13 protein-coding genes are annotated in these 13,461 nt (G+C 48.6%); all 13 read left to right on the top strand.

The features are described 5' to 3' along the window. Window positions 1–31 precede the first annotated feature (31 nt). The 13 genes from Q0224_RS00160 to Q0224_RS00100 all read left to right on the top strand — a co-directional run bounded on the left by Q0224_RS00160 (window position 32) and on the right by Q0224_RS00100 (window position 12,804). On the top strand, window positions 32–805 hold the full coding sequence (locus Q0224_RS00160) for an FKBP-type peptidyl-prolyl cis-trans isomerase N-terminal domain-containing protein (protein WP_297947975.1): 774 nt from the start codon (window positions 32–34) through the stop codon (window positions 803–805). A 28-nt stretch (window positions 806–833) separates the two neighbouring features. Beyond that, window positions 834–1,547 carry a 4Fe-4S dicluster domain-containing protein gene (locus Q0224_RS00155; RefSeq protein WP_297947973.1) on the top strand — a complete coding sequence of 238 codons (714 nt, stop codon included), beginning with the start codon at window positions 834–836 and terminating at the stop codon, window positions 1,545–1,547. Between the two features lies 1 nt (window position 1,548). Beyond that, entirely contained in the window at window positions 1,549–2,520 is a 972-nt protein-coding gene (nrfD, locus tag Q0224_RS00150; RefSeq protein ID WP_297947970.1) for an NrfD/PsrC family molybdoenzyme membrane anchor subunit, read from the top strand. A gap of 15 nt (window positions 2,521–2,535) precedes the next feature. Continuing rightward, window positions 2,536–5,226: a cytochrome c biogenesis protein CcsA gene (ccsA, locus tag Q0224_RS00145; protein ID WP_297881594.1), complete on the top strand. Its 2,691-nt coding sequence runs from the start codon at window positions 2,536–2,538 to the stop codon at window positions 5,224–5,226. A gap of 10 nt (window positions 5,227–5,236) precedes the next feature. Then, on the top strand, window positions 5,237–6,070 hold the full coding sequence (locus tag Q0224_RS00140; protein ID WP_297947967.1) for a tetratricopeptide repeat protein: 834 nt from the start codon (window positions 5,237–5,239) through the stop codon (window positions 6,068–6,070). Window positions 6,071–6,101: 31 nt separating this feature from the next. After that, a complete protein-coding gene (locus tag Q0224_RS00135; RefSeq protein WP_297947963.1) occupies window positions 6,102–7,226 on the top strand; it encodes a nitrous oxide reductase accessory protein NosL in 1,125 nt (374 codons plus the stop codon). Next, the gene (locus tag Q0224_RS00130; RefSeq protein ID WP_295098450.1) at window positions 7,223–7,411 is read left to right on the top strand and encodes a hypothetical protein; all 189 of its coding nucleotides are present in this window, start codon (window positions 7,223–7,225) and stop codon (window positions 7,409–7,411) included. The genes Q0224_RS00135 and Q0224_RS00130 overlap by 4 nt, the downstream gene beginning before the upstream one ends. Next, entirely contained in the window at window positions 7,401–8,510 is a 1,110-nt protein-coding gene (locus Q0224_RS00125; protein ID WP_297947959.1) for an FtsX-like permease family protein, read from the top strand. Before Q0224_RS00130 ends, Q0224_RS00125 begins: the two co-directional genes overlap by 11 nt. Continuing rightward, on the top strand, window positions 8,507–9,184 hold the full coding sequence (locus Q0224_RS00120; protein WP_297947956.1) for an ABC transporter ATP-binding protein: 678 nt from the start codon (window positions 8,507–8,509) through the stop codon (window positions 9,182–9,184). The genes Q0224_RS00125 and Q0224_RS00120 overlap by 4 nt, the downstream gene beginning before the upstream one ends. Further along, window positions 9,181–10,134 (top strand): hypothetical protein, encoded by a 954-nt coding sequence (locus tag Q0224_RS00115; protein ID WP_297947954.1) that lies wholly within the window; start codon window positions 9,181–9,183, stop codon window positions 10,132–10,134. Before Q0224_RS00120 ends, Q0224_RS00115 begins: the two co-directional genes overlap by 4 nt. Further along, window positions 10,131–10,640, top strand: a complete 510-nt coding sequence (locus tag Q0224_RS00110; RefSeq protein WP_297879947.1) for a hypothetical protein — start codon at window positions 10,131–10,133, stop codon at window positions 10,638–10,640. Before Q0224_RS00115 ends, Q0224_RS00110 begins: the two co-directional genes overlap by 4 nt. A 522-nt stretch (window positions 10,641–11,162) precedes the next feature. Continuing rightward, a complete protein-coding gene (locus Q0224_RS00105) occupies window positions 11,163–11,984 on the top strand; it encodes a DUF364 domain-containing protein (protein WP_297947951.1) in 822 nt (273 codons plus the stop codon). A 136-nt stretch (window positions 11,985–12,120) separates the two neighbouring features. Beyond that, a complete protein-coding gene (locus Q0224_RS00100; protein WP_297947948.1) occupies window positions 12,121–12,804 on the top strand; it encodes an alpha/beta hydrolase in 684 nt (227 codons plus the stop codon). Window positions 12,805–13,461 lie beyond the last annotated feature (657 nt).

Here is a 13,461-nt window from a genome sequence, read left to right as displayed (position 1 = left end):
TTCGCGGCCCCGAAATTTAAAAGGCAGATGTATGCAAAAAAGACTAAAAATTTTCTTGCCTATTGTTTTGGCAAGCTGCGCGTTGGGCGCGAATTTAACTACGCAAGAACAAAAAGAATCTTATAGCATCGGAGCTTCTACCGGAAGCTATGTTTCAAACCAGCTGCATTCACAAGCCGCGTTAGGTGTCAAATACGACTTAGATGCGGTAATAGAGGGGTTTTTGGACGCTCTTAAAAAGCAGCAGAAACTAAAAGATGAGGAAATTATTGCGCTTTTGAATCAAAGAGCCGATAAACTAAATAAGATCGTAGAAACAAATTCCAAAGCGGAGCTTGATAAAAATTTAAAAGCAGGCAAGGAATTTATGGCGAAAAATGCCAAAAATCCGGACGTTAAAACCACGAAATCCGGTCTTCAATATGAAATTCTAAAGCTAGGTATGGGCGAAAAGCCAAAGCCTGAGAGCGTAGTAGTGATGAACTACAAGGCGTATTTGACGAACGGTAGCGTATTTGACGATACTTTCGCGTCTAAAATTCCGGCGCATCTTTCTATGATAGGCTTAATCGACGGATTACGCGAGGGATTGCTTTTGATGAATACAGGCTCGAAATATAAATTTACAATCCCTAGCAATTTAGCCTACGGCAACGTGGATGTAGATAGAATTCCTGCGGGTTCTGTGGTGATTTTTGAAGCCGAACTACTAAAAGTTTTAAAGCCCGGCGAGCTTGCCGATACGGCGAAAAAGCTTAGCGAGAGCGAGGCTAAAAGCTTTCACGACGCGAACAAAACAAAGTAGTTTTGCTTAAATTTAGTCGGAGGAGAATATGCAAAAGCAAAGAAGAAATTTTATAAAATCCGCCGCACTCGGCTCTTTAGGGCTTGGCGCAATCGCCTCAAGCTTACTCGCGCAAAACGATCCCGGCACGGATAAAAGTGCGCAAGATGTAAACGCAAGTGCTAAAAAGCAAGAGCCGAAGAAGCCGCACTACGGCATGATATTCGATCAGAACAAATGCGTGGGCTGTACCGACTGCGAGATCGCCTGTAAAAAGGTAAATTCGGTTCCGAAAGGTCAAATGAGGCTTTTTATCCAGGACAAAACCGATCCGCTAAATTTGAAAGAAAAGCGCTATGTTAGGGTTTCTTGCCAGCAGTGCGAGGATGCGCCGTGCGTAAAAGTTTGTCCGACGAAAGCCTGTCACAAGGACGAAAAAACGGGCATAACGACGATGAACACCGATGATTGCATCGCCTGTAAATACTGCATCGTCGCCTGTCCTTACGACGTGCGCTTTATAAATCACGATACCAAAGCCGCGGAGAGCTGCAACTTCTGCTTGGATACGAATTTAAAAGACAACCATGAACCGGCCTGCATCGAGGCGTGCAGATACGAGGCGATCGTATTTGGCGATCTAAACGACGAAAGCTCGCACATCAGCAAGCTGCTTCGCGTAAAAGATAGCCTGCGAATGCATCCTGAGTGCGGCACGAAGCCGAGCCTGCGCTATATTCCTGCGGTAAAACTGGGGGTGTGATATGAACGGAGCCATAAATTTCACTGCGACCTTCTCGCACGGCGTGGAGTGGGGCTGGCCGATAGCGGTCTATCTTTTGCTAGCGGGTATGAGCGGCGGCGCTTTGGTAGTCGCGATCCTTGTCAAATTTTATAAAAAACAGACCGAAAGCACGCCACTGTTTAAGGCTGCGTCGCTGCTATCTTTTGTTACGATTTTACTCGGCATGGTCTGCTTGGTAGCCGATTTAGAGCGACCGCTTCTTTTTTGGAAAATTTTGATCAACTATAACTTTACCTCGGTTATGTCCGTGGGCGTTGCAGCGCTTTGCGTCTATATCCCGCTTAGCTTTGTGGCTTGTCTTTATGCGTTTGAAGATTGCCTAAGAGAGTTTTTGATGCGCAATCTTAGCTTTTTAAAAGGTCTTTTCGAGCTTGTGATGAAAATCGTAAACGCGCTTCGTCCGCTGCTTCTTGCGCTCACGCTTGTTTTTGCAGTTGCAATCTGCGCCTATACGGGCTTTTTGATCTCGGTTTTAGTTAGATTTCCTATCCTTAATACCGCTGTTTTACCTGCGCTTTTCGTTGCGTCTGGCTTATCTGCCGGCATCGCGGGCTCAAGCCTGATAGCCGCGCTTTTCTTTAAAGCAGACCCGCACGGCGGCGATCTAAAAACCTTGCACGCCGCCGAGTGGCCGGTTTTGGCGATGGAAATTTTACTAATCGGCATGATTTTCGTTTCGCTAATCACCGGAAGCGACGTGCAAAAAGCCGCCAGCGTCGCATTTAGCGAGGGATTTTATGCGAAGATGTTTTGGCTGGGTGTCGTGGGCGTAGGATTTTGCGTACCGCTCGTTTTAAATTTCGCACTGGGCAAAAAGATCGCTCACACCGCGTTTGCGTTCTACGTTAGCGCGCTTGCCAGCGTGGTCGGAGTATTACTTCTTAGAATGTTTATACTATACGCGGGACAAACTTACGATATAATAATGTAAAACTGCGGAGGGTTAATGAGCGCGCTAAAAATATTAAAATTTTTCATCTCTTACAAGTTCGCGCTCTGCCTCCTTTTTATTCTAGCCGCAGGTGCCGGCGTCGCGACCTTTTTAGAGAGCATCTATGACACGCAAACGGCTAAAATTTTAGTCTATGAGGCGCGCTGGTATGAGTGCGTCATGGGCGGGGCGACGCTTAGCCTGCTCGGCATTATAATTAAAACCAAAATGTGGCGCCGCTTCGGCTCTTTCGTGCTTCATGCGGCATTTATCGTCATCTTTATCGGCGCGGCGCTGACGCGCTATTTCGGCACCGAGGGCGTGCTGCACGTAAGAGAGGGCGAGAGCGAAAACGAGATGGTAAGCGTCAAACCATACTTGCAAATCCGCACGCAAGACGCACTGTTTGAGCACCCGCTAAATCTATCTCAGATCGGCGATAACGATTTTAGCTTCACGCAAAGTATAAATTCTAAAAGCTTCACCGTCAAATTTAGCTCCTACAAACCCGCGCCCAAAGGCGAGCAGGGCACGCTTGCGGTAAAGGCGGGCTTTGAGGGCGAAAGCGAGCAAGAGGCGGAGCTGCGCGGCGGTGCGGGCTGGCTGGGTGAACCCAAAATTTTAAACTTTGACGGCGAGGAGATAATGCTAAGCTGGGGCTCGAAACTCATAGAGCTTCCGTTTGCGGTAAAGCTTTTAAAATTTAAGCTCGAACGCTACCCGGGCTCGCAAAGCCCATCATCCTACGCTAGCGACGTTGAAATTTTAAAAGAGGGCAAGAGCGCGGGGGAGCATGAAATTTATATGAACCATCCGCTAAACTTTGGCGGCTTTAAGCTCTTTCAATCCTCCTACGACACCGACGAGCAGGGCACGGTGCTGGAGCTTAACCGCGATCCGGGTAAAATCCCCACTTACTTCGGTTATTTCTTGCTTTGCGTCGGATTTATCGGCAATCTTTTTACCGCGGGCAGCAGGTTTAAAAAGCTCGCTAAATTTATTAAAAACAACGCACCCGCCGCGCTACTTCTAATCGCGCCGCTTTTTTTCAGCATTGAGCTTCGCGCCGCGGATGAAAACTATCTAGCAAACCTTAAAGCCAACTCGCGCGTTCATGCAAACGGCGCGTTCGCGGAGCTTTTAGTGCAAGATTACATGGGCAGGATCAAGCCGCTTAGCACCGAAGCAAGCGAGATCGTAAATAAAATTTCAGGCACGGACTCGCTTTACGGCTTAAGCGCCGAGCAGATGATCCTAGGAATGAGCCTAAATCCCGCGTTTTGGCGCGATCAAAAGATCATCAAGATCAAAAACGACGAGATTAAAAAGATGCTAGGCTTAGCGCCGCAGGAGCGATATGTGAGCTTTAATTCGGTCTTTGATGAAAACGGCAACTACAAGCTCGCGCGCGTCGTGGATGAGGCTAATGAAAAAAGCGCCTCGCGCCGCGGCGTGCTCGATAACGAGCTGATTAAATTCGACGAGCGGCTAAATATCGCGTATCTGACCTTTAGAGGGGTGTTTTTTAAATTTATCCCCGTGCCGAACGACCCGCAAAACGCGTGGCTCTCGCCGAACGACGCCTTTGCGGATTATAGGATCGCGCCGCAGATCAAAGGCGTGCTAAACGACTATCTAAACGGCTTGCAGGATGGAATTTCGGATAATGATTGGGCTAAAGCGGACGCCGCGTTAGCGGAGCTGAAAAACTACCAAAGAGCCACCTCGGCGGCTATTCTTCCAAGCGTTAGTCGCGTCAAAGCCGAGGTGTTTTACAACAAAGCTTCGGTTTTCAAAAAGCTCGTTTATTGCTATATGATCCTAGGCAGCGTAGCTCTAATATTGGCGCTTATCGGCGCGCTTTGCGGCAAGCGCTTCACGCTCGCACAAAAAATTTTATTCGCTGCCTTTGCCGCAAGCTTTGCGGCACATACCCTCGCGCTTGCGCTGCGCTGGTACGTCGCGGCTCACGCGCCGTGGAGCGATAGCTATGAGTCGATGATCTACATCGGTTGGTCGGCGGCGCTTGCGGGGATCATATTTTTTAGAAAGTCCCTACTTACGCTAAGCGCGAGCTGCTTGCTAGCTAGCATCGTGATGCTCGTAGCGCATATGAGCTTCGTAAATCCGCAGATTACCAACCTCGTGCCAGTACTAAAGTCGTATTGGCTTAGCATCCACGTATCTGTTATCACGGCTAGCTACGGATTTTTAGGGCTTAGCTGCCTGCTTGGGCTTTTGGCTCTTGTTTTGATGGCGCTTAAAAACGGCGCCAATCGCGAGCGGCTCAACGCGCAGATCAGATATATAACGGCGATCAACGAGATCAGCCTCATCGTGGGGCTTTCGATGCTGACGCTAGGAAATTTCTTCGGCGGTGTGTGGGCGAATGAGAGCTGGGGGCGATACTGGGGCTGGGATAGCAAAGAGACTTGGTCGTATGTCTCGATCATCGTCTATGCGATCGTGCTGCATCTAAAGCTTATCCCGAAGCTCGGCTCGATCTATGTTTATTGCGTGAGCTCGACGCTTGCGTATAGCTCGATCATAATGACCTATTTCGGCGTAAATTTCTACCTTACCGGCATGCACTCTTACGCCGCAGGCGATGCGCCGCAGATACCCGCGCCGTTTTATTGTATAATAGCGGCGGTCTTTTTAATAATCGCTCTTGCTTTCAGGGGTAGGGACGTAAAAACGATATAAAGGAGTAAATTTGAAAAAATTTCTAATAGCGTTAGCCTTGGCTGCCGCGGCAAATGCGGGCTTTATCAGCGAGGGCATTCAAGCTCAGCAAAGCGGCGATCATAAAAAACTCGCAGAAATTTACGAGCGAGCGTGCGGTTTGGAAAATAAAGCTTCGGGATGCTATAATCTAGCCGTTTTATATTTTGAGGGCACCGGCAACGTAGAGAAAAATTTCGAAAAAGCGATCAGCCTCTACGAGAAGGCGTGCAGCGCTAAATTTGCGCTTGCGTGCAACAATCTAGGCTATGTTTACGAAAGCGGCAACGGCGCGGATCAAAATTTTACCAAAGCCGCGGCTTATTACGAAAAAGCCTGCAAAGATAACGAAGGCTGCACATCGCTTGGGCTTTTATACGCAAACGGCGCCGGGCTTGCAAAGGATGTCGCTAAGGCGGCGAGCCTTTATGAGAAGGCCTGCACCTACGGCGATATGATGGGTTGCAACAACCTGGGCTATCTGTATCTAAAGGGTGAGGGCGTGCAGCAAAGCTTCGCAAAGGCTAAAATTTTTTACGAAAAGGCTTGCGGCGGCGATATCGGCATCGGCTGCAACAATCTAGGTTATCTATACGCCTTCGGGCAGGGGGTAGGCCAGGATTATAAGCAAGCAAAGCAGCAGTATGAAAAGGCGTGCAACCTCGGTCACTTCGACGGCTGCAATAACCTAGCCATAATGTATGCCGAAGGTAAGGGCGTGAAGTCCGATAACGTCAAAGCAAAAGAGTTTTTCAAAAAAAGCTGCGATGGCGGCATCAAGATGGGATGCGAGAATTTGGAATTTTTAAATTCGATTAGTAAGTAAATTTAAAACATCAAATTTTTAAGGAGATAGTATGATTTTACGTTCGTTTTTAGCTTCGGCAGCGCTTGTTGCGCTCGTTTGCGGTGCCTCCATGGATGGGGCCAATAAACCGGCAAAGCCTATGTTTCAAAGCGTGGATCCTAGCAAGGCTACGCTTGTAGGAAGCGGCGAGGGCAAAGAATACTGCGCTGTTTGTGGAATGAATTTGGTAAAATTTTATAAAACCAACCACGTTTGGAACGGCAAGCAAGTAGCTTCTCTGCACTGCTTGTACGAGCTAACGGAGGGAAAAATTCCAAGCGATGCGCAGGTCGTCGATACGAAAAATCTAAATTTAATCGACGTAAATAAAGCCTTTTACGTCGTAGGCAGCAAGGTCAAAGGCACGATGACGCGCAATAGCAAATACGCCTTTTCAACCGAGGCCGACGCGAAAGAATTTCAAGCCGAAAACGGCGGCGAGATAATGAATTTCGCCAAAGCCTACGAGATTGCAGGGCAGGATTTCGAGGGCGATAATAAGATGATTAAAGCCAAGCGCGAGGGTGGCGTTTACGCGCACGGTAAAGAATTTTACGAAACAAACTGCGCTAAAACGGACGCCAAAAGCTTCAAAGCCATCTCTGAGCTCAAAGCTCATCTCAAAAAGACTTGCGACGCAAAGGGTGCTAGCAAAGCCCCTGAATACGACAAACACCTACAAGCCGCAGCGCTATATTTGTGGGATGCGCCGGCAAATTTAGGCGGCAGCGACAAAAACGCAAAAGCGAAAAAACCTGAAAAGATCGTCGTGCCTGAAGGCGCTAAATGCCCGGTCTGCGGCATGCTAGTGGGCAAAAACCCTAACTGGGCGGCGATGATAGAGGTCCAGGGCGGCGAGAATTTGTATTTTGACGGCGTGAAAGATATGATGAAGTACTACTTCGAAAAGGGCAAGAGCTTTGATAAAATTTACGTAACTGACTACTATAAGCTTCATAAGATCGATGCTAAAAGTGCCTTTTTCGTGCTCGGCTCCGACGTCTTAGGACCGATGGGCGACGAGCTCATTCCATTTGATAGCGAGAGCGCGGCCAAGACCTTCGCTAAAGATCACGGCGGTAAGAGTGTACTTAAATTTGACGAGATCAAAGAGAGCGTAATAGAAGGGCTATGAGGCTCATTTGCGCTTTAATGATCTTTTTTGCCGCCCTTTACGCGCTCATTGCGGTGCATTATGTAAGCTTTGATCGCGCAAAGGGCGAGCAGTGTCTGCAAAAGCTCGCGCGCGAGATAAAGGATGTGCGGCTCTCAAGCAGCTTTAAGAGCAAGGCCTACGCGGAGTTCGTCTATGATAAGTAAAAACTTCATCGACTACTCCGTGACTCTGCTGCGAAAAGACAGAGCCGATTACGCTTTTAGCTTCGCGATATTTGCCTTTATTGTTTTTGTTTTAAGCTCGGTGCTTTTCATCTCGGGCTCCATTCAAAACGATCTTGAAAAGGTCATTAAGCTCAGACCCGACATCGTCGTAGAGGCTCTACGCGCGGGCAAGCGCGATCTGATGCACGACGGCTATATCTACGATATCTCCAAAATCGCGGGCGTCAGCGAAGTGCAGGGCGCCGTGGACGGGATGTATTACTTCGCTCAAAAGCGCGTTTGGTTTCATATCGTAGGCGACGAAAGCCTGAGCGAAAACGAAATGATCGTAGGTGAGGGGGTGAAGGCGGCGATGGGCGAGTGGTACTACGAGGACGAGTTTCACTTCTTAACCGAACAGCGCCTAATCGCGATTAAGATTAATAAAATTTCACCGCACGAAAGCAGCATCGTCTCAAACGACGTGATCTATCTCAACCCCGATACCGCGCGCGAGGTGCTAAGCCTGAAGGAGGGCGAATACACCAAACTCTACGTAAGCGTGCCCAACCCCAACGAAGTAAGCGAAGTAGCGCTTAAGATCGTAAATTTATACCCCAACACGGAAGCTCTTAGCGCGGAGGACGCGGTAGCCGAAGTGAGGCATCTGTATTATTACAAGGGCGGGATCTTTATGGTGCTTTACGCCGTGGCGATGATCTCGTTTTTCATCTTGCTGAAAAATCAAATTTCGCTCGCATACGGAGAGAAAAAAAAGGAGATCGCGATCTTGCGCAGCATCGGCTTTTGTATAAAGGACATCATCGCGATGAAATTTATCCAAAATTTCATCGTCTCGCTAAGTGCGTATCTGCTCGGCGTCGCGGGCGCTTATGCTTATGTTTTTGTTCTAGACGCACCGCTTTTGCGCGATATATTTTTAGGCGGCGAGCTGCGAAATTTCATCACCTTCACGCCCGCGATAAATTTCAATATGCTCTTTTTGATCTTCGTCTTTAGCGTTATCCCGTTTTTGGCGTTCGTCATCATCCCTTCATGGCGCATCGCTATAGGCGATATGAGCGAGGCGGTCAAATGAGCAAGATAGAGATTAAGCAGCTTTACAAAATTTACAATGAGGGCAGGGCGAATGAATTTCGCGCTTTGAAAAATATAAGCTTAAGCGTTGAGGAAGGGCAGATCGTAATCTTAAAAGGCGTTAGCGGCAGCGGTAAAAGCACGCTTCTATCCATCATAGGCGCGCTTTCTAAGCCTAGTAGCGGCGAGGTTTTAGTGGACGGCGCAAATGTCTCCAAGCTCGCCGATATCGAAAGCTCCGCGTATCGCCACAAAAAAATCGGTTTTATCTTTCAGTCTTTCAACCTGCTTGAGGCGCTTAGCGTTTATAAAAACGTCCTTGCGCCGCTTAGCCTTGAGCGGCTGAGCAGGGATGAGCTTGGCGCGCGCATAGACGAAGCGATGCAGATTGCCAATATCGAGCATAAAAAAGATCAGATCGTCTCCAGCCTTAGCGGCGGCGAGAAGCAGCGCTGCGCCATCGCTAGGGCGCTCGTGATGAATCCGCAGATCATCTTAGCCGACGAGCCGACGGCAAATTTGGACAAACAAAACTCGCTCGGCTTTATCGAAATGCTTTCAAAGCTCAAAGAGCTTAAAAAGACTGTTTTGATCGCGACGCACGACATACTCTTCGACGAGTTAAGTTTCGTGGATCGATACGTGTTTTTAAAAGACGGAGAAATTTCTACATGAGCGTATTTTTATCGGGCAGTGTGATCGCGTTTTTGGCCGTAGAACTGATCGTAATAGCTCTGATGGCGATCTCGCAGTTTCATATAGTGCGGATCATGCGCTACTGGGACTTTAACGCCACCTCAAATTTACAATACGCCCTGGAGAAAAGAAACTATCTCATCAACACCATTTTGTTCTTCACGATAGCGTGCAAGATCATTTTGTTTATATTTTTCGCGCTCTGCCTAAACGAGCTCTCTTCGATCGTGCCGGGCGCGATGTGCTCCGCGGGCGTCGTGGGTTCGAACCGCTACGGCAACATCCTGCTGCTTTTAAAAATTTTACTGATCTTTGGCTTTGGGCTCTGGCTTATTTTAAACAGCCTCGATCTTAAAGCGGGCAAATTTCCCTATCTAAAGCGCAAATACCTGATCTTTACCATCCTTTTTACTGGCGTTTTGGCGGAGTTTATTTTAGAAATTCTATTTTTTATCAATATCCCGTTGCGTGTGCCGGTGTTTTGCTGCTCGGTCGTATTTCGCGCGCCGAAGCTTCCGTTCGGCTACACGCAGGCGCTTTTGGCGACCTTTTTCTACGCGATATTGGGCGCCATTTTGATCTTAAATTTCTTAAAGCAGTCGATGGCGAGCTTTGCTCTGAATTTACTCTTTTTGTTCGTCGCATACTACGCGATCACCTATTTTTTCGGGCTTTACGTTTACGAGCAGCCCAACCATAAATGCCCGTATTGCATGCTTTTGAAGGATTATTACTTCGTCGGCTATACGATCTGGGGCTCGCTGTTTTTGGGTATATTTTTCGGCATCGTGCCCTTTTTAACGGAGCTCATTACTAAGCGCGCCTACACCCACCTGCTTAAATACTCCTCGTTCTGGCTCATTCTAAACGCGCTCATCTGCAGCGCCTACGTTGTCAAATACTACTTCGTGCGGGGCGCGCTGCTATGATTAAGAAAATTTTTGCCGCGGTTTTGCTCGCCTGCGTGATGGGGCTGCTTATATCGTCCATGGATATAGCCGAATCCAAAATTTCTGTGCGCCACGGCAACACGGATAAGCAGCCGCTGCAGATAGAATTCGGCAAATACCTATGCCACGAGAGCGGCACGGTGATAAACGATCTGTACAACACCGCCCAGGCCGTTATGCCAAATGGCGATACATATTTTTTCAACGACATCGCAAACGTCTTTATGTGGCTGATGCGGCAAAAAAACAGAGATGAGATCGTGGTATGGGTTTATTCGCAAGACACCGAAAAATACATCATCGCCAAGGACGCCTGGTACTCGCGCGTCGAGATCACGCCGATGGGCTACGGCTTTGGGGCGTATGAATTTCACAACTATGGCAGGAGCGACTACTACTACGACGAGATCGTGCTGTGCGCCGCGCGCGGCGAAACGCTGCTAAATCCGCTCATCAACATTCTGCTTTCGGAAAATAAAATTTAGCCTCGCAGCGGATCGGAAAATGAAATTTAGTCCCGCGATGGATCGGAAATAAAATTTAACCCTACGGCGGATATGAAATAAAATTTAGCCGTGCGGCAGGTAGAAATAAAATTTAACTCCGCAGCGGGTGTGACTTGTCATGGATACGGCTCGTCGCTTAAATTTTACTCGCGCTTGCTGCTTTTATTAAATTTTGCTCGCGCCTGCCGCTTCGTCCCGCCGCCGATTAGTTAAAATTTAAAGTCGCGCTCGCTCATTAAAATTTTGAATTTACCCGCTCACTTAAAATTTCATGTTTGTCCGTATGCTTCAAATTTTAAAACTGCACCGCGCTTTTTAAAATTTCAAGCCGCAACGATACGTGCTCGCTACGTAAAATTTTATCTCGCGCCTGCCGTTTGCGTTAAATTTGGCTTGCGTCTGCTTGGATGTCGCCGCTCGCGCGATCAATAAATTTATATCAATACGGGCGCCGAAATTTTAAGCTATAATGGCGCTAAATTCCGCATTAAAGGAGCTAAAATGAGCGAAATTTTAGATCAGACGCTGGAGCGCGCGAAAGAAATTTTAGGAGCGGAGGCGCTGGATCTTAAGATCGAGCGCGCCGTCGTGGGGCTATTTTTTAGCGGCGTGAAGCTGCAAGGCGGCGCGTGCGGGCTTAGCTATACGCCGCTAAAGTCCCTATCAGGCGCCGTTTGCTGCCCCTCGCAGGCAAGCGTGATGCCCGATTCGGGCAATATCGCAGGCAAAAGCGTGCGCTATCTGCTGCGCGATTTGGGCTCTGCCGCGCCGCTTAAAAAGACGCTCGCGCTCGCCGCGCTAAATGCGCTAGGCAGGGCGTGTTTTGATAAAATCACCGCCGATTATGACGTGAAATTCGGCGCCGATCCCTTTGATGAGCTACGGATTGAGCGCGGCAGCTTTAGCGTCGTCGTGGGCGCGCTGGTGCCCTACATCAAGACGCTGATGAAAAATGGCGCGGATTTTAAAATTTTAGAGCTTGATAAAAGCACGCTTAAAGAGGCGGAGCTGCCGTTTTATTTGCCCGCAAGCGAGGCCGCAAGCGTCGTGCCGCGCGCCGATAACGTGATAATCACGGCTACGACGCTCATCAACGACACGCTCGATGGGCTTTTGCGCCTGAAAAAAAGCGGCGCCAAGCTCGTGCTCGTAGGGCCTACCACGCCGCTACTGCCGCAGGCGCTGTTTGAGCGCGGCGTGGACTTTGCGGGCGGCACGCTCGTGCGGGATGTGGACGCGGTGCTCGATATCATCGCGCAGGCAGGCTCGGGGTATCACTTTTTGGGTAAATTTGCCGATAAAATCACGATTTGCAAGGGCTAGCGCGCGAATTGAAATTTTAAAATTTTGCGCGCAAGCGGCTTTGCAGCGGATTTTTATAGATCTACGCGAACGTTTTAAGAGGTCTTTTTTAAAAAACGATGTAAAATGTCCGCTTTAGAAATGAGAGGAGCTATAGATGAATAGCAAAAGACGAAATGCGATGAAATTTAGCCTAGCATGCGCAGCTTCGCTACTTTGCGTCGGTACCGCCTCGTTTGGGGCGAGCTTAAATTCGAAGGAGAAAAATATGCAAAAGTGCGTCTATATTGTGCACGGCTACGACGCTTCGCCTAAAAGCCATTGGTTTGCCTGGCTCAAAGGCGAGATCGAAAAATCGGGCGCGAGGGCGGAAATTTTAACGATGCCCACGCCTGCGCACCCAAGGCTTGATGAGTGGCTGAAAACATTGCGAGAAAGCGTAAAATTTGAAGGCGAAGTCTATCTGGTCGGACACAGCCTCGGCTGCCCTACGATCTTAAATTTCTTACAAAGCAGCGCCGCAAGCGGCGCAGTAGAGGGGATCGTGCTGGTCTCGGGGCTTGCAAAGCCGCTTAGCGATCCGCAATTTAAAATTTTAGACGAGTTTATGGATAAAGGCTTTGATTTTGAGCGCATAAAAGCCGCCGCAAAACAGCGCGCGGTGGTTGCCGCAAAGGACGATTATATCGTGCCGTTTAGCTTCAGCCGCGAGTTAGCGGGGCAGATCGATGCTAAGTTTTACGAGGTGCAAAAAGGCGGGCATTTTTTGGATAGAGATGGCTTTACGAAGTTTGATCTAGTCTATGAAATTTTAGAAAAAATGATGAAGCTAAAGGGCTAGATTTGGGGCAGGCGCACCCGCTCGATCGATATTTGCTTCTGCATTTGCCGCTCGCGTTTTTCTCTGCCGAAGCTTGGATTTGATTTGCGGCTAAGATAAGAGTCTCGTCTTTAGCCCGCCGAAGGCTTCCGCTACCCGCATAAATAAATAGATAAGCCTGCGGCGTAATCGTCGTTTGCGAGGCGAGTTCCGCGTGGTTTTAAAATTTTGTAAATGTCGCAGCGACATAAGCGTGTTCTGCATAAATGTCAAAGCATGGCGGCTAGCGAGAATTTTATCAGTTCGCAAAATTTTTGTCCGCGGCGAAATTTCATACTCGGCTTGTGCGAGCTAAATCCGTGCTCAAGCCCGTGTCGCGTAGAAGATAAAATTTAGCGAGCGCGGCGGAGCTTTTGCGACGATAGAATTTTAAAATTTTAAAGCAAGCGGGATAAGCTAAATTTTAAATAGCACCCAGCTCGTACGCGTTAAATCCGCGCCCAAACCCGTGCTGCGCGAGAGATAAAATTTAGCGGGCGCGAAAGGCGCATAAGTTTAGCTTTTCTTTTCGTTAAACATATACGAAACCACGAAAACGATCAGGCAAACGGGCGCGAACGCAAATGCAAACGCCACGCTCCAGCCGGCGGCACGCTCGCCCCAAAAATACCCCGCCGC

It is taken from the genome of uncultured Campylobacter sp. (genome assembly GCF_938002845.1).
GTDB lineage: Bacteria > Campylobacterota > Campylobacteria > Campylobacterales > Campylobacteraceae > Campylobacter_B.
The sequence above is the reverse complement of the archived record's forward strand: the minus strand, read 5'-3'. Positions and strand labels throughout refer to the sequence as shown.

What these genes read in the sequence shown, in the direction of transcription:
- Q0224_RS00135 (WP_297947963.1), top strand. Translation starts at nt 6,102, where the DNA reads ATGATTTTACGTTCGTTTTTAGCTTCGGCAGCGCTTGTTGCGCTCGTT.
- Q0224_RS00110 (WP_297879947.1), top strand. Translation starts at nt 10,131, where the DNA reads ATGATTAAGAAAATTTTTGCCGCGGTTTTGCTCGCCTGCGTGATGGGG.
- Q0224_RS00130 (WP_295098450.1), top strand. Translation starts at nt 7,223, where the DNA reads ATGAGGCTCATTTGCGCTTTAATGATCTTTTTTGCCGCCCTTTACGCG.
- Q0224_RS00125 (WP_297947959.1), top strand. Translation starts at nt 7,401, where the DNA reads ATGATAAGTAAAAACTTCATCGACTACTCCGTGACTCTGCTGCGAAAA.
- Q0224_RS00100 (WP_297947948.1), top strand. Translation starts at nt 12,121, where the DNA reads ATGAATAGCAAAAGACGAAATGCGATGAAATTTAGCCTAGCATGCGCA.
- Q0224_RS00160 (WP_297947975.1), top strand. Translation starts at nt 32, where the DNA reads ATGCAAAAAAGACTAAAAATTTTCTTGCCTATTGTTTTGGCAAGCTGC.
- Q0224_RS00120 (WP_297947956.1), top strand. Translation starts at nt 8,507, where the DNA reads ATGAGCAAGATAGAGATTAAGCAGCTTTACAAAATTTACAATGAGGGC.
- ccsA (WP_297881594.1), top strand. Translation starts at nt 2,536, where the DNA reads ATGAGCGCGCTAAAAATATTAAAATTTTTCATCTCTTACAAGTTCGCG.
- Q0224_RS00155 (WP_297947973.1), top strand. Translation starts at nt 834, where the DNA reads ATGCAAAAGCAAAGAAGAAATTTTATAAAATCCGCCGCACTCGGCTCT.
- Q0224_RS00105 (WP_297947951.1), top strand. Translation starts at nt 11,163, where the DNA reads ATGAGCGAAATTTTAGATCAGACGCTGGAGCGCGCGAAAGAAATTTTA.
- nrfD (WP_297947970.1), top strand. Translation starts at nt 1,549, where the DNA reads ATGAACGGAGCCATAAATTTCACTGCGACCTTCTCGCACGGCGTGGAG.
- Q0224_RS00115 (WP_297947954.1), top strand. Translation starts at nt 9,181, where the DNA reads ATGAGCGTATTTTTATCGGGCAGTGTGATCGCGTTTTTGGCCGTAGAA.